This window comes from Caballeronia sp. Lep1P3 (genome assembly GCF_022879595.1).
Taxonomy (GTDB): domain Bacteria; phylum Pseudomonadota; class Gammaproteobacteria; order Burkholderiales; family Burkholderiaceae; genus Caballeronia.
Genome location: NZ_CP084265.1, coordinates 2,854,925 through 2,871,568, shown reverse-complemented (window position 1 = coordinate 2,871,568; position 16,644 = coordinate 2,854,925). Strand labels below are relative to the sequence as shown.

The 16,644-nt window shown below is 65.0% G+C and carries 18 protein-coding genes; 13 read left to right on the top strand and 5 right to left on the bottom strand.

Going from position 1 to position 16,644, the window contains the following annotated elements; all coding sequences use genetic code 11:
* The first annotated feature begins 293 nt into the window (after positions 1–293).
* From LDZ27_RS13450 to ptsP, 7 genes are all read left to right on the top strand, one after another.
* Positions 294–632: a P-II family nitrogen regulator gene (locus LDZ27_RS13450; RefSeq protein ID WP_014190273.1), complete on the top strand. Its 339-nt coding sequence runs from the start codon at positions 294–296 to the stop codon at positions 630–632.
* Positions 633–662: 30 nt separating this feature from the next.
* Positions 663–2,132, top strand: a complete 1,470-nt coding sequence (locus LDZ27_RS13445) for an ammonium transporter (RefSeq protein WP_244814556.1) — start codon at positions 663–665, stop codon at positions 2,130–2,132.
* A 288-nt stretch (positions 2,133–2,420) separates the two neighbouring features.
* Positions 2,421–3,710: a glutamate--cysteine ligase gene (gshA, locus tag LDZ27_RS13440; RefSeq protein WP_244814555.1), complete on the top strand. Its 1,290-nt coding sequence runs from the start codon at positions 2,421–2,423 to the stop codon at positions 3,708–3,710.
* Between the two features lie 87 nt (positions 3,711–3,797).
* On the top strand, positions 3,798–4,754 hold the full coding sequence (gshB, locus tag LDZ27_RS13435) for a glutathione synthase (RefSeq protein ID WP_244814554.1): 957 nt from the start codon (positions 3,798–3,800) through the stop codon (positions 4,752–4,754).
* Between the two features lie 212 nt (positions 4,755–4,966).
* Positions 4,967–5,455 carry a PTS sugar transporter subunit IIA gene (locus tag LDZ27_RS13430; RefSeq protein ID WP_244814553.1) on the top strand — a complete coding sequence of 163 codons (489 nt, stop codon included), beginning with the start codon at positions 4,967–4,969 and terminating at the stop codon, positions 5,453–5,455.
* A 36-nt stretch (positions 5,456–5,491) separates the two neighbouring features.
* Positions 5,492–5,761 carry an HPr family phosphocarrier protein gene (locus LDZ27_RS13425; protein WP_244814552.1) on the top strand — a complete coding sequence of 90 codons (270 nt, stop codon included), beginning with the start codon at positions 5,492–5,494 and terminating at the stop codon, positions 5,759–5,761.
* 232 nt (positions 5,762–5,993) lie between these two features.
* The gene (ptsP, locus tag LDZ27_RS13420) at positions 5,994–7,754 is read left to right on the top strand and encodes a phosphoenolpyruvate--protein phosphotransferase (protein WP_244814551.1); all 1,761 of its coding nucleotides are present in this window, start codon (positions 5,994–5,996) and stop codon (positions 7,752–7,754) included.
* Positions 7,755–7,757: 3 nt separating this feature from the next.
* Here ptsP and LDZ27_RS13415 read toward each other — a convergent pair whose 3' ends face one another.
* The 3 genes from LDZ27_RS13415 to gpmA form a co-directional block, all read right to left on the bottom strand.
* Positions 7,758–8,513: a molybdopterin-synthase adenylyltransferase MoeB gene (locus tag LDZ27_RS13415; RefSeq protein ID WP_244814550.1), complete on the bottom strand. Its 756-nt coding sequence runs from the start codon at positions 8,511–8,513 to the stop codon at positions 7,758–7,760.
* Positions 8,514–8,658: 145 nt separating this feature from the next.
* The gene (locus LDZ27_RS13410) at positions 8,659–10,239 is read right to left on the bottom strand and encodes a S41 family peptidase (protein ID WP_244814549.1); all 1,581 of its coding nucleotides are present in this window, start codon (positions 10,237–10,239) and stop codon (positions 8,659–8,661) included.
* A 261-nt stretch (positions 10,240–10,500) separates the two neighbouring features.
* Positions 10,501–11,247, bottom strand: a complete 747-nt coding sequence (gene gpmA / locus LDZ27_RS13405) for a 2,3-diphosphoglycerate-dependent phosphoglycerate mutase (protein WP_244814548.1) — start codon at positions 11,245–11,247, stop codon at positions 10,501–10,503.
* 195 nt (positions 11,248–11,442) lie between these two features.
* On the opposite strand from gpmA, the gene LDZ27_RS13400 reads away from it, so the two are divergent.
* The 5 genes from LDZ27_RS13400 to LDZ27_RS13380 are packed head-to-tail and all read left to right on the top strand — an operon-like array spanning position 11,443 to position 14,248.
* Positions 11,443–11,868 carry a rhodanese-like domain-containing protein gene (locus LDZ27_RS13400; RefSeq protein WP_244814547.1) on the top strand — a complete coding sequence of 142 codons (426 nt, stop codon included), beginning with the start codon at positions 11,443–11,445 and terminating at the stop codon, positions 11,866–11,868.
* Entirely contained in the window at positions 11,865–12,125 is a 261-nt protein-coding gene (gene grxC / locus LDZ27_RS13395; RefSeq protein ID WP_244814546.1) for a glutaredoxin 3, read from the top strand. The genes LDZ27_RS13400 and grxC overlap by 4 nt, the downstream gene beginning before the upstream one ends.
* Before the next feature lie 56 nt (positions 12,126–12,181).
* On the top strand, positions 12,182–12,652 hold the full coding sequence (gene secB / locus LDZ27_RS13390) for a protein-export chaperone SecB (RefSeq protein WP_244814545.1): 471 nt from the start codon (positions 12,182–12,184) through the stop codon (positions 12,650–12,652).
* Positions 12,653–12,693: 41 nt separating this feature from the next.
* Positions 12,694–13,692 carry an NAD(P)H-dependent glycerol-3-phosphate dehydrogenase gene (locus tag LDZ27_RS13385; RefSeq protein ID WP_244814544.1) on the top strand — a complete coding sequence of 333 codons (999 nt, stop codon included), beginning with the start codon at positions 12,694–12,696 and terminating at the stop codon, positions 13,690–13,692.
* A gap of 25 nt (positions 13,693–13,717) precedes the next feature.
* Positions 13,718–14,248 carry an O-acetyl-ADP-ribose deacetylase gene (locus tag LDZ27_RS13380; protein ID WP_244814543.1) on the top strand — a complete coding sequence of 177 codons (531 nt, stop codon included), beginning with the start codon at positions 13,718–13,720 and terminating at the stop codon, positions 14,246–14,248.
* Here LDZ27_RS13380 and trmL read toward each other — a convergent pair.
* Positions 14,221–14,691, bottom strand: coding sequence for a tRNA (uridine(34)/cytosine(34)/5-carboxymethylaminomethyluridine(34)-2'-O)-methyltransferase TrmL (trmL, locus tag LDZ27_RS13375; RefSeq protein WP_244814542.1), 471 nt, complete (start codon positions 14,689–14,691; stop codon positions 14,221–14,223). The genes LDZ27_RS13380 and trmL overlap by 28 nt on opposite strands.
* A 27-nt stretch (positions 14,692–14,718) precedes the next feature.
* Positions 14,719–15,492: a phosphoribosyltransferase family protein gene (locus tag LDZ27_RS13370; RefSeq protein WP_370653319.1), complete on the bottom strand. Its 774-nt coding sequence runs from the start codon at positions 15,490–15,492 to the stop codon at positions 14,719–14,721.
* A 105-nt stretch (positions 15,493–15,597) separates the two neighbouring features.
* On the opposite strand from LDZ27_RS13370, the gene LDZ27_RS13365 reads away from it, so the two are divergent.
* Positions 15,598–16,578, top strand: a complete 981-nt coding sequence (locus LDZ27_RS13365) for a methyltransferase domain-containing protein (RefSeq protein WP_244814541.1) — start codon at positions 15,598–15,600, stop codon at positions 16,576–16,578.
* Positions 16,579–16,644 lie beyond the last annotated feature (66 nt).

Here is a 16,644-nt window from a genome sequence, read left to right as displayed (position 1 = left end):
CGGAGTCACCGCACAGGCCGCGCGATTTTAGCCGTCTCAAGTGCGCGAACGCTTCGTCCATGCCCTTTTTACGGGACCTCGCGACCACTCTAGCAACGAACCGGCCCCCGCGCCAGCAAGCGCGCGCTGCATTGGCCGTTCGGCAGAGGGCATGACGCGATGTTTCGAAAATCCCCGCAAAGCCTTATGAATACTCGCATGGCATACGAGTTGCGTAAATGGCGCGACCTTTTCTGCACGCTTTTTCGGCGGAACGGCAGGCGGAAGGATCGGGAAACCACAGCGAGGGATACATGAAACTCATTACCGCAATCATCAAGCCGTTCAAGCTCGACGAAGCGCGCGAAGCGCTTTCGGCCATCGGCGTGTCGGGCATCACCGTCACGGAAGTGAAGGGCTTCGGCCGCCAGAAGGGGCATACGGAGCTTTATCGCGGCGCGGAGTACGTCGTCGATTTCCTGCCCAAGGTGAAGATCGAGGCGGCCGTATCGGACGACATCGTGGATCAGGCGATCGAAGCCGTCGAGCGCGCCGCGCGCACGGGCAAGATCGGCGACGGAAAGATTTTCGTCACCGCCATCGAACAGGTGATTCGCATTCGCACCGGCGAGACCGGCGCGGACGCGCTCTAAGAAAAATCGGCGATAAGAGGAACCAGAAGAATGCGCAACTTTTTGATGTCTCTGATGGTGGCGGGCGCGCTGATCGGCGCGAATGTCGGCACCGCGCTCGCGCAGGACGCGTCCGCTCCGGCCGCGGCTTCGGCGCCCGCGACCGACGCCGCTTCCGCTGCAAGCGCACCGGCCAGCGCGAACACCGCGATGGCTTCGTCGGCACAAGCGGCGGCCGCCGCATCCGGCGCGTCCGAAGCGGCGCCCGCCGCGCCGACCGAGCCGTTCTCCGTCGATTCGTCGAAGATCAGTTCCGGCGACACCGCGTGGATGCTGACCTCCGTCGCGCTCGTGCTGTTCATGACGGTTCCCGGCCTCGCGCTTTTCTACGCGGGCATGGTCCGCAAGAAGAACGTGCTCGCGACCGCGATGCAGAGCTTCGCGATCTGCTGTCTCGTGACAATCCTCTGGACGGTCGTCGGCTACAGCATCGCGTTCACGCCGGGCGGCTCGTTCATCGGCGGCTTCTCGCGCGTGTTCCTGCACGGCATGGCCTACATCAAGGGCGACAAGGCGACGACGCTCACCGTCAGCCATCTCGCCTCGACGATTCCGGAGTCCGTCTACTTCGCGTTCCAGCTGACGTTCGCGATCATCACGCCCGCGCTCATCACCGGCGCGTTCGCCGACCGCATGAAGTTCTCCGCGATGCTCGTCTTCATGACACTGTGGTCGCTGATCGTCTATTCGCCGATCGCGCACATGGTCTGGGAACCGACCGGCTGGCTGGCGTCGGCGGGCGTGCTGGACTTCGCGGGCGGCACCGTGGTGCACATCAACGCGGGTATCGCGGGCCTGATGTGCTGTCTCGTGCTCGGCAAGCGCGTCGGCTACGGCCGCGAAGTGATGGCGCCGCACAACCTCGTGCTTTCGCTCATCGGCGCGTCGATGCTGTGGGTCGGCTGGTTCGGCTTCAACGCGGGTTCGGCGGTCGCGGCCGACGGCCGCGCGGGCTTCGCGATGCTCACGACGCAGATCGCCACCGCGTTCGCCGCGTTCGGCTGGATGTTCGCGGAGTGGATCACCAAGGGCAAGCCTTCCGTGCTCGGCATCATTTCGGGCGCGGTCGCGGGTCTCGTGGCGGTGACGCCGGCTTCGGGCTTCGTCGGCGTGACGGGCGCGATCGTGATCGGCATCGTCGCGGGCGTGGTCTGCTTCTGGTCGGCGACGTGGCTCAAGCACAAGTTCAACTACGACGACTCGCTCGATGCGTTCGGCGTGCATGGCGTCGGCGGCATCATCGGCGCGTTGCTGACGGGCGTGTTCGCGGTGAAGGACATCGGCGGCTTCGACGGCAGCGTGCTCGTGCAGGCGAAGGGCGTGCTCGTCACGCTCGTCTACTCGGGCGTCGTGAGCTTCGTCTTGCTGAAAGTCATCGACATGGTGATGGGCCTGCGCGTCACCGAAGAACAGGAACGCGAAGGTCTCGACGTCACGCTGCACGGCGAGCACGTCGAGTGACACGCTGGCTGCGGCGGGCGCGCGCATCGCGCGTGCGCGGCGGCCCGAAGAATGAGCGCAGCGACTTGGCCCGCCTTCATGGCGGGTTTTTTTCGCCGAAGGATGGAATGAAACGGCTCGCGTCCGGGTTTCGTCTACGAGGCGGGCACGCGTTCGGCGGACCGGAGGCAGGAGACCTTGGTAATTGGCGGCCCATCCCCAATTAGGCAAAACAATTGCTCTACAATCTTTCGTCTTCTGTCGGCCGGGTTTTATCCGGCTCCGTGCAAAGCTGTTCGCGAGAAATCAATGGTTCCGCACTTAGTTACGGCGTTGAGTGGCCCTCTGCTCGAGCTCGAACGGAAAATCCTCGAGGCCACGCCTGCCATCGAACGGTGGTTCCGTCTCGAATGGCAGGAGCACACGCCGCCGTTTTACTGTTCCGTCGATCTGCGTAACGCGGGGTTCAAGCTCGCGCCTGTCGACACGAACCTTTTTCCCGGCGGCTTCAACAATCTCCCTCAAGAAGTGCTGCCGCTCGCCGTTCAGGCGGCGATGGCGTCCATCGAGAAAATCTGTCCGGACGCGAAGAATTTGCTCGTGATTCCGGAGCGCCATACGCGCAACGCGTTCTATCTCGAGAACGTCGCGCGGCTCGCGGCCATCATGCGGCAAGCGGGTCTCAACGTCCGTTTCGGCACGCTCGATGAAAACATCCACGGCCCGGTGACGATTCCGCTCGCAGACGGCCAGAAGATCGTGCTGGAGCCGCTCGAGCGCACGCCGCGCCGTCTCGGTCTCAAGAACTTCGATCCCTGTTCGATCCTGCTCAACAACGACCTCTCGGCGGGCATTCCGCCGGTGCTCGAAAACCTGCACGAACAGTATCTGCTGCCGCCGCTGCACGCGGGCTGGGCGGTGCGCCGCAAGTCGACGCATTTTTCCTGCTATGACGACGTCGCGAAGAAGTTCGCGAAGACGGTCGAAATCGATCCGTGGATGGTGAATCCGTACTTCGCGCATGTGGAAGGCGTCGATTACGAGGCGCGCACGGGCGAGGAGGCGCTTGCGGACGCAATCGACGGCGTCATCAAGAAGATCGCGAAGAAGTATCGCGAATACGGCATCAGCGAGAAGCCGTATGTGGTCATCAAGGCGGACGCCGGCACCTACGGCAAGGGCGTGATGACCGTGCACGACGCGAGCGAAGTCGCCGCGCTCACCAAGCGCGAGCGCGCGAAGATGAACGACGCGAAGGACGGCCTGCAAGTCCACGACGTGATCGTGCAGGAAGGCGTGCATACGTTCGAGCGCGTCGAAAACGCCGTCGCGGAGCCGGTGGTTTATATGATCGACCGGTATGTCGTCGGCGGGTTTTATCGCGTGCACGAATCGCGCGAGCGCGACCAGAACCTCAACGCGCCGGGCATGCACTTCGTTCCGCTCGGCTTCGAGCACACGGCGCTCCCCGATGCGCATGCGAAGCCCGGCGCGGCGCCGCCGAACCGCTTCTACATGTACGGCGTGGTTGCGCGTCTCGGGCTGCTCGCGGCATCGGTCGAACTGGAAAAGACCGATCCGGAAGCCATTCAGATCTGATCGCCGCAGCCGGTCATGCCGGTCATGCCGGTGAAACGGCGCGGCTTGCGGTAAGCTCCGAGGCCGCGTGAACCCAAGCGAATACTCATGGACATCCTCTTCATCGCCGACCCGCTCGAACGCTTCAAGATCTACAAGGACACGACCTACGCGATGATGGCCGAAGCCGCGCGGCGCGGCCACGCGCTCTATGCGTGCGAGCCGCAGCATCTCGCGTGGACGGGCAGCGCAGTGGAAGCGGATGTGCGTCGCATCGCGATTGTCGGCGACGAAGCGGACAGCGCCCGCTCGCCGTGGTTTTCCGCGGAGGCGCCGCAGAGTCTGCCGCTCACGCGCTTCGGCGCGGTGCTGATGCGCAAGGACCCGCCGTTCGATCTCGAATACGTGAACGCGACGTGGCTCCTCGACATCGCGGAGCGCGGCGGCGCGCGCGTATTCAACAAGCCGCAGGCCATCCGCGACCATTCGGAAAAGCTCGCCATCGGGGAATGGCCGCAGTACGTCGCGCCGACGCTCGTCACGCGCGATCCGGCGCGCCTTCGCGCATTTCACGCCGAACATGGCGACGTCATCCTGAAGCCGCTCGACGGCATGGGCGGCATGGGTGTGTTCCGCGTGAAGGCGGACGGCATGAATCTCGGCTCGATCATCGAAATGCTGAGCGAGGACGGCGCGCGCATGGTGATGGCGCAGAAGTTCATCCCGCAGATTTCGGACGGCGACAAGCGCATTCTGCTGATCGGCGGCGAGCCGGTGCCGTACTCGCTCGCGCGCATTCCGCAAGGCAACGAAGTGCGCGGCAATCTCGCCGCCGGCGGCCTCGGACGCGCGCAGCCGCTAACCGCGCGCGACCGCGAAATCGCGGAAGCGCTCGGGCCGGTGCTCAAGGCACGCGGACTGCTGCTCGTCGGTCTGGATGCGATCGGCGACTATCTGACCGAAGTCAACGTCACCAGCCCGACGTGCTTCCGCGAAATCATGGACCAAACCGGCTTCGACGTCGCCGCCATGTTCATCGACGCTCTGGAGCGCGCCGCCGGCTGACCGCCGCGACGAGGCGTTTGGCGCGCTGCAAAACGCGCGCTGCCAGCACTGTTACAATCGACTTCCCGACGGCTTGCGATCTGGGGCGCGATCGGTTGATTTCCCGGCCGTCCGGACGCATATTCGCTTTGTTCTGGTTAGTAACCCGCGACGCTCGCGCGCTTTCGAGCGATCTCTGACATATTTGTCGCAAGAGAGGCAGCAATTCTGACATGGCTGGCATCCTGATCATTGCGCACGCACCGTTCGCCACCGCGCTACGCGAGTGCGTCGCTCATATCTACGGCGGCTTGCCCGCACGCATCGGCGTCATCGACGTCATGCCCGACTGCGATCCCGTCCAAGTGCGCGCGTTCGCAACCTCGGAAATCGATCGTCTGAAGGAAGGCAACGGCGCGATCGTTCTGACGGATGTTTTCGGCGCGACGCCCGCGAATATCGCCGCGAGCCTGGCCGCGCCGGACGTGCGCGTGCTGGCGGGCGTGAACCTGCCGATGCTCGTGCGCGCCGTCTGCTATCGCGCGACGCCGCTCGACACGCTCACCGAAAAAATCCTGCAGGGCGGCTCCAAAGGCATCCAGGAACTGGACGCGTCCACGCCGCTCAACCCCTGCGCGCTCGCGACCAAAGCGGCCGGTTCGCCCGATCCGGCCTGCTCCGCCAGCGCCGATCTCGTCGCCGCGAAAGCCGCGAGCCACTGACGTCGCTTCAATCATCCATTTGCGTTCCGGAGCATCATGCTGCAACAAGAAACAACAATCGTGAACAAGCTGGGGCTTCACGCGCGGGCGTCCGCCAAGCTGACGCAGCTCGCGGGCAGTTTTCAGTGCGAAATCTGGATGAGCCGCAACGGTCGCCGCATCAACGCGAAGAGCATCATGGGCGTGATGATGCTGGCTGCGGGCATCGGCAGCACGGTGACAATCGAAACGGAAGGCTCCGACGAAGCCGAGGCGATGCAGGCGATTCTCGCGCTGATTGCCGACAAGTTCGGCGAAGGGCAGTAAGCGCATAGATCGCGCATCGACATGAAGGAGAAGCCGCGCATCGACGCGGCTTTTTTGTGCGCGCTTCATTTCGAACGCTCCGAACGCCGTAACGTGCCGAAACCGGCTCGGCCCCGGCGCGACAGGGCGTGCAGCGACTTTCGAATAGTTCGAACTTATAATTAGCCGAGGCCGAAGCGCCCGCCGCGGGTCCTGGGAGATCGCGGGCACATCACAACTAGAGGAGGTGCGCGTGTCGTTCACGCTGCATGGAATTCCCGTATCACGAGGCATCGCCATCGGGCGAGCGTATCTCATTGCGCCGGCCGCGCTCGACGTCGCCCATTACCTGATCGAGCCGGATCAGATCGACGCGGAAATCGCCCGTTTCTACGCGGCGCAGGCTGCCGTGCTCACCGAACTCGAAGCGCTGCGCGAAGACCTCGCCGCCGACGCGCCGAGCGAAATGAGCGCGTTCATCAACGTCCACACGATGATCCTGAACGACGCCATGCTCGTGCAGGAAACCATCGACCTCATTCGTGCGCGCCGCTACAACGTCGAGTGGGCGCTCACCGAGCAACTGGAGACTCTCGGCAGCTATTTCGACGACATCGAGGACGAATACCTGCGCGAACGCAAAGCCGATATCGAACAAGTGGTGGAGCGGCTGCTGAAGGCGCTCGCGGGCGCGCCGACGACCGCGTCGCTCGTCGCGCGAACCGTCGCGAGCAACGGTCACAACGAGATGATCGTCGTCGCGCACGACATCGCGCCGGCCGACATGCTCCAGTTCAAGACGCAGGCGTTCAAGGGCTTCGTGACCGATCTCGGCGGGCGCACGTCGCATACGGCGATCGTCGCGCGCAGTCTCGGCATTCCGGCTTCCGTCGGCGTGCAGCAGGCGAGCGTGCTGATTCGCCAGAACGATCTCATCATCGTGGACGGCGACCATGGCATCGTGATCGTCGATCCGGCGCCGATCGTCCTCGAAGAATATTCGTATCGGCAAAGCGAGAAGCTGCTCGAACAGCGCAAGCTCCAGCGCCTCAAGTTCTCGCCGACGCAGACGCTCTGCGGCACGAAGATCGACCTGTGCGCGAACATCGAACTGCCGGACGACGCGCAAGTGGCCGTGGAAGCGGGCGCGATGGGCGTCGGTCTCTTTCGCACCGAATTCCTTTTCATGAACCACAAGGACCGGTTGCCGGAAGAGGAAGAGCAGTTCGGCGCGTACCGGCGCGCGATCGAGCTGATGAACGGCAAGCCCGTGACGATCCGCACGATCGACGTCGGCGCGGACAAGCCGCTCGATTCGATGAGCGGCGGCGACGGCTACGAAACCGCGCCGAACCCGGCGCTCGGCCTGCGCGCGATCCGCTGGAGCCTGTCCGAGCCGCAAATGTTCATGACGCAGTTGCGCGCCATTTTGCGCGCGTCGGCGTTCGGCCCGGCCAAGATTCTCATTCCGATGCTCGCGCACGCGCAGGAAATCGACCAGACGCTGGATCTGATCCGCGAGGCGAAGCGCCAGCTCGACGACGCGGGCATCGCGTATGACCGTCAGGTGCAGGTCGGCGCGATGATCGAGATTCCCGCCGCGGCCATCGCCGTGCAGTTGTTCCTGAGCCGGCTGGATTTTCTTTCCATCGGCACGAACGATTTGATTCAGTACACGCTTGCCATCGATCGCGCGGACAATTCCGTCGCGCATCTTTACGATCCGCTGCATCCGGCCGTGCTGCACCTGATCGGGTTCACCCTCCGGGAGGCGAAGCGCGCGGGCGTGCCGGTCTCGGTGTGCGGCGAAATGGCGGGCGATCCGTCCGTCACGCGCCTCTTGCTCGGGCTCGGGCTGACCGAGTTTTCGATGCATCCGAGCCAGTTGCTCGTCGTGAAGCAGGAGATTCTTCGCGCGAACCTGAAGGCGCTCGAAAAGCCGGTCGCGGATGTGCTCGCCGCCTACGAGCCCGCCGAACTTCAGGCGGCGCTCGCCCGCTTGCAGAAAGCCTGACCTTCAGGCGTGACGCGCGCCGCACACCGGGCAATCCGGCTGGCGCGCGATCTTCATCGTGTTCCATTCCATGCGCAGCGAGTCCAGCATCATGAGCCGGCCCGCGAGCGTTTCCCCGAAACCGCCGATCACGCGCAGCGCTTCGGCGGCCTGCATCGCGCCGATGATGCCGACTGTCGGCGCGAACACGCCCATCGTCGAGCACGCGACTTCCTCGAACGCCTGATCCGGCGGGAAGATGCACGCATAGCAGGGCGACGCGGGCGAGCGGAAGTCGAACGTGCTGATCTGCCCGTCGAAGCGCAGCGCCGCGCCCGAAACGAGCGGCACGCCATGCGCGACGCACGCCGCGTTGATCGCGTGGCGCGTCGCGAAGTTGTCGCTGCAATCGAGCACGACGGCGGCGCGCGGCACGTTCGCATCGAGCCACGCGGCGTCGGCGCGTGCGTTGACGGCTTCTACGACGACATCCGGATTCAGCGCGTTCAGCGTCTGCCGCGCGGACTCGACTTTCGGTTGCCCGACCGATTGCGTCATGTGGACGATCTGGCGCTGCAGATTCGTGATATCGACGCAATCGCCATCGACGAGCGTGATCCTGCCGACGCCCGCCGCCGCGAGATACATCGCCGCGGGCGCGCCCAGCCCGCCCGCGCCGACGATGATCGCGTGCGAATCGAGAAAACGCTGCTGCGCCTCGATGCCGAGCTCATCGACGAGAATGTGGCGGGAATAGCGGAGGAGTTGGTCGTCGTTCATCGAGCGGGCGCGCGAATGCGCTCAGGTTGCTGCGAAGGGAACGCCGGAAAGACGGCGCGCATGGAAATGAGATTCTAAGCGCGCGAAAAAGAAAGCGGCTTCGCGGCGCGAGCGCCGCGAAGCCGTTCTGCGGATTGCTTCGCCGTTACTTCGACTGCGCTGTCGGCGCCGAAGCCGGCACCGAACCGGACGCCGGCGACGATCCCGGCGTGGCCGGCAGCGCGGGCTGCGCGACCACCGGCGCCGATGCCGAGCGCGCCGGCTTGTTCTGCGCGAGCTTGCGTTCGGCGAACGACTTCGATTCGACGACCGTCTTGCCTTCCAGCTTGTTCAACGCCTGCTGAAGCATGAAGTCGTCGTTGCTGCCGAATTCGACCGGCTTGCGGTCGCGATCCTTGCGGCGCTGCTCGGGCGTCTTCTTGTCGTTCTGCTCTTCGAGCAGACGCAGTTGCTCGAGACGATCCTGTTCGCGCTGTTCCTGTTCCTTCTTCTCGTTCGGGTCCTGCGTGTTCGCGAGGTGGTTCGAGTAATCCACTTCGCGGGTCACGAGCGCGTCGTCCGGATCGCCGTCCGCGTATTGATCGACCGGAACGTCGGGACGCACGCCCTGGTTCTGGATCGACTTGCCGCTCGGCGTGTAGTAGTACGCCGTGGTCAGGCGCAGCGCGGTGTCGGCGGTCATCGGGCGGACGGTTTGCACCGAACCCTTGCCGAACGTGGTCTTGCCGACGATCAGCGCGCGATGATGATCCTGCAGCGCACCCGCGACGATCTCCGACGCCGAAGCCGAGTAAGCGTTGGTCAGCACGACCATCGGCACCTTCTTGAAGATGTCCGGCACGCTCTTCAGCGGGTCGGAATCGAAGGACGGCAGACGGTAGTTGTCGTAGGTGTCGCGGAACGTCTGCTTCGCGTCCGCGATTTGTCCATTGGTCGACACGACGACCGCGTTGTCCGGCAGGAATGCGCCCGCAACGCCGACCGCGCTTTGCAGCAGGCCGCCGCCGTTATTGCGCAGGTCGAGCACGAGACCCTTCAGATTCGGCTGCTGGCGCGCGAGATCCTGCAATTTCGACGCGAGATCCGGCACCGTGCGTTCCTGGAAACTCGTGATGCGGATATAGCCGTAGCCCGGCTCCGGCACCTTCATCTTCACCGACTGCACGCGGATCAGGGCGCGCGTGACGGTGAGCGGGAACGTGCGGTCGTCGCTCTTGCGGAAGATGGTGAGCGTGACCTTCGTGCCCGGATCGCCGCGCATCTGCTTGACGGCCTTGTCGAGCGTCATGCCGCGCACGGGCTTGTCGTTGATGCGCGTGATGAGGTCGCCGGGACGAATGCCTGCGCGAAACGCGGGCGTGTCTTCGATCGGCGAAATCACCTTGATGAGACCGTCTTCCGACGAAATCTCGATGCCGAGACCCGCGAAACGGCCCTTCGTCTGTTCCTGGAGCTCTTCGTAGTCCGTTTTGTCGAGATAGGACGAGTGCGGGTCGAGGCTCGACACCATGCCCTTGATGGCGGCGGTGAGGAGCTTCTTGTCATCGACCGGTTCGACGTATTCGTGCTTGATCTGCCCGAACACTTCGGCGAAGAGCCGGAGCTGGTCGAGCGGCAACGGCGACGATGCGGCTTGCTGAGCGGACGCGGAAATCTGCAGGGTAGCCAGCGCGCCGACGGCAACGCCTGCGGCGATCAGGCTGAAGTTTTTCAGGTTCTTTCGCATAGAGGAGTGCGTTCGGAATCGAATGAGCTGCATCGTGGGTGACGGGCCAGTATACCCGCTCGCCCCTAAAGGCGACTTAAGCGCAACTTAAATGCCCGGTGCCTTGGCGCGCGCCAACGTTCGCTGCGGGACGCCGGCGCGCGCGTTTGTCGACGGCGACCGCGCGCGGTCAGGCGGGCGTCATTTCGACGACCGCGAATGTGCGACGGGCGCCGCGATGCGACGCCCGTCAACGTGCGATCCGCGACTCGGGCAGGCCGGTCAGCCCGCTTTGCCCTGCTTCGCGACTGCGGCCTGAGCCGCTGCGATGGCTTGCGCGTCGCCCAGGTAGTAATGCTTGATCGGCTTCAGGTTTTCGTCGAGTTCGTACACGAGCGGCACGCCATTCGGGATGTTCAGCCCGACGATGTCCGCGTCGGAAATCTCGTCCAGATACTTGACGAGCGCGCGCATGGAATTGCCGTGCGCGGCGATCAGCACCTGCTTGCCCGCCTTGATGGCCGGCGCGATGGACTCGTTCCACACCGGCAGCACGCGCGCGACGGTGTCCTTCAGGCATTCGGTGAGCGGCAATTGCTCGCGCGGGACCTTCGCGTAGCGCGGATCGTTGAACGACGCGCGCTCATCGCTGGGATCGAGCGCGGGCGGCGGCGTGTCGTAACTGCGGCGCCAGATCAGAACCTGCTCGTCGCCGTACTTCTTCGCGGTTTCGGCCTTGTTCAGACCAGCGAGCGCGCCGTAGTGACGCTCGTTCAGACGCCACGAATGAACGACCGGGATGTACATCAGGTCCATCTCGTCCTGCACATGCCAGAGCGTGCGAATGGCGCGCTTGAGCACCGACGTGTACGCGATGTCGAACGTGTAGCCCGCCTCGCGCAGCAGCACGCCCGCCTGACGCGCCTCGCGGTTGCCCTGTTCGGTCAGGTCCACATCGACCCAGCCCGTGAACCGGTTTTCCTTGTTCCACGTCGATTCGCCGTGGCGGATGAGCACTAGCTTGTACATGTTTGATAGGTCGGTCAGTTGAAAAACGGGTGCGCGCGACTCGCGCCGACCGCACTCCGTCATCCTGCCCTCGCGCGCGGAGTGCCGCCATCGGCCGAACGGCATAGGCCATCGCGGGAAACGGTTATTTTATAATGCCCCGATTGCCCTCATTTTCCTTCCTTCCTTTTTCTCTACCTTTCGGCGGCCCTAGACGTGAAGTTTTTCACCGATTACACGAATCTCGCACTCATCGTCATCGCGCTCGTCTCCGGCGCGCTGCTGCTCTGGCCCGTCATCGCGCGGCGCGGCCGCGGCGGCATTTCCGCAGCCGAAGCCACCACGCTCATCAACCGGCGCAACGCCGTCATCGTCGATCTGCGGCCCGCCGGCGAATTCGCGAAGGGACATTTGCCGTCGGCGCGCAATATCGAGGCGGCGGAGCTTCAAGCAAAAATCGGCCAGATCGCGAAGAATAAGAGCAATCCGGTCGTGCTCGTTTGTCAGACCGGACAGCAATCGCAGCGCGCCAGCCGTGCCGTCTCCGAAGCTGGCTACGCTGAGGTCCATGTCTTGCAAGGCGGGGTCGATGCCTGGCAGAAGGCAGGAATGCCGGTCGTGAAACAAGGAGCCGTCAAGTGAAAAAAGTCGTCATGTACAGCACGCAAGTGTGCCCGTATTGCCAGATGGCCGAACGTCTTTTAAAGTCCCGCGGGGTCGAAACGATCGAGAAGGTGCTGATCGATCGCGAACCGGGCCGTCGTGAGGAAATGATGTCGCGCACGGGGCGCCGCACGGTGCCGCAGGTTTATATCGGCGATACGCACGTCGGCGGTTACGACGATCTTTCGGCGCTCGACCGCAAGGGCGGTCTCGTGCCGCTGCTCGAGTCGGCCTGACAACACCACACGCTGCCCGGCTTGGCGCCGGGCATTCGAATCACTAGGAAATCACTATGTCCGACGAGAACAACCAGCCGTTTTTCAACATCCAGCGCATTTACCTGAAGGATATGTCGCTCGAGCAGCCGAACTCGCCCGCGATTTTCCTCGAACAGGAAATGCCCTCGGTTGAGGTCGAAGTCGACGTGAAGGCGGACCGTCTCGCGGAAAGCGTCTTCGAAGTGCTGGTGACGGGCACGGTCACGGCGAAGGTCGTCGACAAGGTCGCGTTCCTGATCGAAGCGAAGCAGGCAGGCATCTTCGACATTCGCAACATCCCGGCCGAACAGATCGATCCGCTCGTCGGCATCGCATGCCCGACCATTCTGTTCCCGTATCTGCGCTCGAATATCGCCGACGCGATCACGCGCGCGGGCTTCCCGCCGATTCACCTCGCCGAGATCAACTTCCAGGCGCTGTACGAGCAGCGCATCGCGCAACTCGCGAGCGCGCAGGAAGGCACGGCAAACGGCGCGACGCACTGAGCGTCACGCGCTGAACTGACTCTGCCGAACCGGAGCCGAGCATGAAAGTAGCCGTTCTCGGCGCCGGCGCGTGGGGCACCGCACTCGCGGGCCACCTCGCGGCGCGGCACGACACGATGCTCTGGGCGCGCGACGCCGCGCTCATCGAATCCCTCTCCCGAACGCACGAAAACACGCGCTATCTGGCGGGCGTCGCACTGCCGCGCGCGCTCGCTTTTCAGGCCGACTTCGACAGCGCGCTCGCGCATGCCGCCGCATCCGATGCGCTCTGCGTCGTCGCTGCGCCCGTCGCGGGCCTGCGCTCGCTCTGCGGCGCGATGCGGCAAGCGGGCGTCGTTCCCGCGAACATCGTCTGGCTATGCAAAGGCTTCGAGGCGGACACGCAATGTCTGCCGAACCAGGTCGTCGCGGAGCAACTGCCCGAGCATCGCAGCAACGGCACGCTTTCGGGGCCGAGCTTCGCGCGCGAAGTGGGGCAGCGCTTGCCGGTCGCGCTGACGGTGGCGAGCGCATCGGCGCAATTGTGCGCGCGGACCGTCGCGGCGTTCCATCACGGCGCCATGCGCATCTATACCGGCGACGACGTCATCGGCGTGGAAGTGGGCGGCGCGGTGAAGAACGTCCTCGCGATCGCCACCGGCATCTCCGACGGCCTCGGCCTCGGGCTGAACGCGCGCGCGGCGCTCATCACGCGCGGGCTCGCGGAAATGTCGCGGCTCGGCGTCGCGCTCGGTGGGCGCGCGGAAACGTTCACCGGTCTCACCGGCCTCGGCGATCTGATTCTCACCGCCACCGGCGATCTTTCGCGCAATCGCACGGTCGGCGTGCAACTCGCGAGCGGCCGCACGCTCGACGAGATTCTCGCGGCGCTCGGTCACGTGGCCGAAGGCGTGCGCTGCGCGCGCGCGGTGCTGTCGCTCGCGCAGTCGCGCGGGATCGACATGCCCATCACTCACGCGGTATGCCGCGTGCTCTTCGAGAACGTCACGCCGCGCGACGCGGTGCAGGCGCTGCTCAGCCGCGACGCGAAGGCCGAATAGCGCGACATCTTCCACGAGGTGCGGGATGGCGAAGCTCGAAGCGCGACGTGCCGATATCACCACGCTCGAAGTGGACGCCATCGTGAATGCGGCGAACAAGTCGCTGCTCGGCGGCGGCGGTGTCGACGGCGCGATTCATCGCAGAGCGGGCAAAGGTCTGCTGCGCGAATGCGAGACGCTCGGCGGCTGCGAAACCGGCGACGCGAAAATCACCGGCGGCCACGGTCTTCCCGCGAAGCATGTGATCCACGCGGTCGGCCCGCGATGGGGCGGGGGCAAGCGCAACGAAGCGCAATTGCTCGCGCGCTGCTACCGGCGCTCGCTCGAACTCGCGCAGGAAGCCGGCTGCACGTCGATCGCGTTCCCGGCGATCAGTTGCGGCATTTATCGCTTTCCCGTCGACGACGCGGTGAAGATCGCGGTATCGACCGTCATCGGCGCGCTTCACGCCGCGCCTTTCATCGAGCATGTGATCTTCGCGTGCTTTAGCGACGACATGCTCGCGCGCTACCGCGCCGAACTCGCTGCTCAGGCGCCGCCTTCGAAGCCCGACTGACGCCACGCTTCGAACGTCACGATTGCCACCGTATTCGACAGATTCAGGCTCCGATTGCCGGGACGCATCGGCAGACGCACGCGCTGTTCTGTCGGAAAGCGTTCCAGCACGTCGGGCGCCAGGCCGCGCGTTTCCGCGCCGAACACGAACCAGTCGCCGGGCCGAAACGCATGGTCGAAGAACGGCGTCGAGCCGCGCGTCGTGAACGCGAACATGCGCGCCGCGTCGGGCGCTTCCTTCGCGACGAACGCATCCCAGTTGGCATGCACGGTCATTTCGGCGTACTCGTGATAGTCGAGACCGGCGCGGCGCATCTTCGCGTCGTCGAGCGGAAAACCGAGCGGCTCGATCAGATGCAGCCGCGCGCCCGTGTTCGCGCACAGGCGGATGACATTGCCGGTATTCGGCGGGATTTCGGGTTCGACCAATACGACGTTGAACATGGATGACGGTCTTTCTGACTGACGTGGTTAATCTTTCGGGGTACGCAGCGCGACGAAGTTCGTGACGCGCCGCGCGCCCGCGAGCTTGAGCGTGCGCGCGAGGGCATCGAGCGTCGCGCCGGAGGTCATGACATCGTCGACGATGCCGACGTGCTTGCCGCGCACGTCGCGCTTCACGACGAACGCCGACGCGACATTGCGCCTGCGCGTATCGACATCGAGCCGCGACTGCGGCGCCGTATGCACCGCGCGCGTGACGAGCGCGGCGTCGGCGCGCACGCGAAGCCGCCGCGCGAGCGGACGCGCGATCGCCCACGCCTGGTTGTAGCCGCGCGAAAGGAGCCGCTTGCGCGAAAGCGGCACGGGCGCGATGACGTCGGGCATCGGCAGGGCGCTGTCTTCGAAGCGCGCGTGCAGATGGCGCGCGAATTCGGCGCCGGCCGCGAGGCGTGCGCGGAACTTCAGCTCGACCGCGAGTGTATCGAGCGGCGCGCGGTAGTCGGCGATGGCGAGCGTGTCGTTGAACGCGGGCGGGTCTTCGAGGCAGGCCGCGCAGTGCACGCGCGCGTCCTCGCGCTCGCGCCGCACGTACTGCGGCGCGAGCGGCATCGCGCACGTCGCGCATCGGAAACGCGGCTCGTTCCAGTAGTGGGCGTCGCAGCCGGCGCACAGCAAGTGCTGCGACACGTTGCCGCACAGCGCGCACTGATTCGGCAGCGCGATGTCGAGCGCGCGCATTGCCATGCCGGCCAGCCCGCGAGCGCGCGCGGAAAACTGCAAAAAGTGGCCGAAGGCGGTCATGGCTGAAGACGAGTGAGAGGTCGGAAGCGTTGGCGCGTGCGCCGGTTGCGCCGGCCCATTTCGAGACGACCGAGTATACTTCGCACTCTTCGCGAACAGACCGTCATGTCCCCAACGTCTTCCAAAACTGGCCGACCGGCCTATGATCCGCGCCGTCTGCGCGAGATCTTCGACCGTCGCGCCGCCGCATTCGACGAAGTCGCGTTCCTGCCGCGCGAGATCGCGGACCGCATGCGCGAGCGTCTCGAATACATCAAGGTGACGCCCGCGCGCGTCCTCGATGCGGCATGCGGGCAGGGCGCGGACCTCGCGCGCCTGCGGGAGAGGTTTCCGGAGGCGTCGGTGCTCGGCGTCGATATTTCGGGGGCGATGCTCGCGCGCGCCCGCGACGCCGAAGCCGCCGAAGGCGAAGCCGGCGCCGGCTGGCGGCGCTTTTTGCCCGCGACGCTGGCGAAGGCGTTCGGTGCGCGCGGGCCGCAACTCGCGCAGGCGGATTTTTCGGCGCTGCCGTTCGCATCGGCTGCATTCGAATTGCTGTGGTCGAATCTCGCGCTGCACTGGCATTCGCGGCCCGATCTCGTCTTTCCGGAATGGCAGCGCGTGCTCAAGGTGAACGGCCTGCTGATGTTCAGCACGTTCGGCCCCGACACGCTGCGCGAGCTGGCCGCGGCCTACCGCGAAGCCGAGCGCACGCTGGGCTTGCAGTTGATGCCGCACACCATCGATTTCGTCGATATGCACGATCTCGGCGACATGCTCGTCGAAAGCGGCTTCGAAATTCCGGTGATGGATCAGGAAGTGCTGACCATTACGTATCGCTCGCCGGAATCGCTGCTTGCGGATGTCACGCGCTGGGGCACGTATCCGTTCGAGCGCGAACCGCGTGGCGCCCGTGCGGACGCGCAAGCGGTGCGCGGCGCGGTGCATCGGGCGCTCGAAGCGCTGCGCCGCGACGACGGCACGATCCCGCTGACCTTCGAAATCATTTATGGCCACGCGTGGAAGGCGGTGCCGCGCACGGATGCCGAGGGACACGGAATCGTGCGGCTGGAAGATATCGGACGCGGCCCGAGAAAGAACCGGTAGAGGAGCCGGCAATGAAGCCGGTGAAGGGCTGGAGACGCGAATCGCGAAAGGGGTAAAGAGGGCGCG

Bases quoted from the DNA above. Each gene is read 5' to 3' on its own strand.
- gpmA (WP_244814548.1), bottom strand. From the start codon at position 11,247: ATGTACAAGCTAGTGCTCATCCGCCACGGCGAATCGACGTGGAACAAG.
- LDZ27_RS13365 (WP_244814541.1), top strand. From the start codon at position 15,598: ATGTCCCCAACGTCTTCCAAAACTGGCCGACCGGCCTATGATCCGCGC.
- LDZ27_RS13425 (WP_244814552.1), top strand. From the start codon at position 5,492: ATGCTGCAACAAGAAACAACAATCGTGAACAAGCTGGGGCTTCACGCG.
- LDZ27_RS13380 (WP_244814543.1), top strand. From the start codon at position 13,718: ATGGCGAAGCTCGAAGCGCGACGTGCCGATATCACCACGCTCGAAGTG.
- LDZ27_RS13430 (WP_244814553.1), top strand. From the start codon at position 4,967: ATGGCTGGCATCCTGATCATTGCGCACGCACCGTTCGCCACCGCGCTA.
- gshB (WP_244814554.1), top strand. From the start codon at position 3,798: ATGGACATCCTCTTCATCGCCGACCCGCTCGAACGCTTCAAGATCTAC.
- trmL (WP_244814542.1), bottom strand. From the start codon at position 14,691: ATGTTCAACGTCGTATTGGTCGAACCCGAAATCCCGCCGAATACCGGC.
- LDZ27_RS13445 (WP_244814556.1), top strand. From the start codon at position 663: ATGCGCAACTTTTTGATGTCTCTGATGGTGGCGGGCGCGCTGATCGGC.
- gshA (WP_244814555.1), top strand. From the start codon at position 2,421: ATGGTTCCGCACTTAGTTACGGCGTTGAGTGGCCCTCTGCTCGAGCTC.
- secB (WP_244814545.1), top strand. From the start codon at position 12,182: ATGTCCGACGAGAACAACCAGCCGTTTTTCAACATCCAGCGCATTTAC.
- LDZ27_RS13415 (WP_244814550.1), bottom strand. From the start codon at position 8,513: ATGAACGACGACCAACTCCTCCGCTATTCCCGCCACATTCTCGTCGAT.
- LDZ27_RS13410 (WP_244814549.1), bottom strand. From the start codon at position 10,239: ATGCGAAAGAACCTGAAAAACTTCAGCCTGATCGCCGCAGGCGTTGCC.
- LDZ27_RS13385 (WP_244814544.1), top strand. From the start codon at position 12,694: ATGAAAGTAGCCGTTCTCGGCGCCGGCGCGTGGGGCACCGCACTCGCG.
- LDZ27_RS13450 (WP_014190273.1), top strand. From the start codon at position 294: ATGAAACTCATTACCGCAATCATCAAGCCGTTCAAGCTCGACGAAGCG.
- LDZ27_RS13370 (WP_370653319.1), bottom strand. From the start codon at position 15,492: ATGACCGCCTTCGGCCACTTTTTGCAGTTTTCCGCGCGCGCTCGCGGG.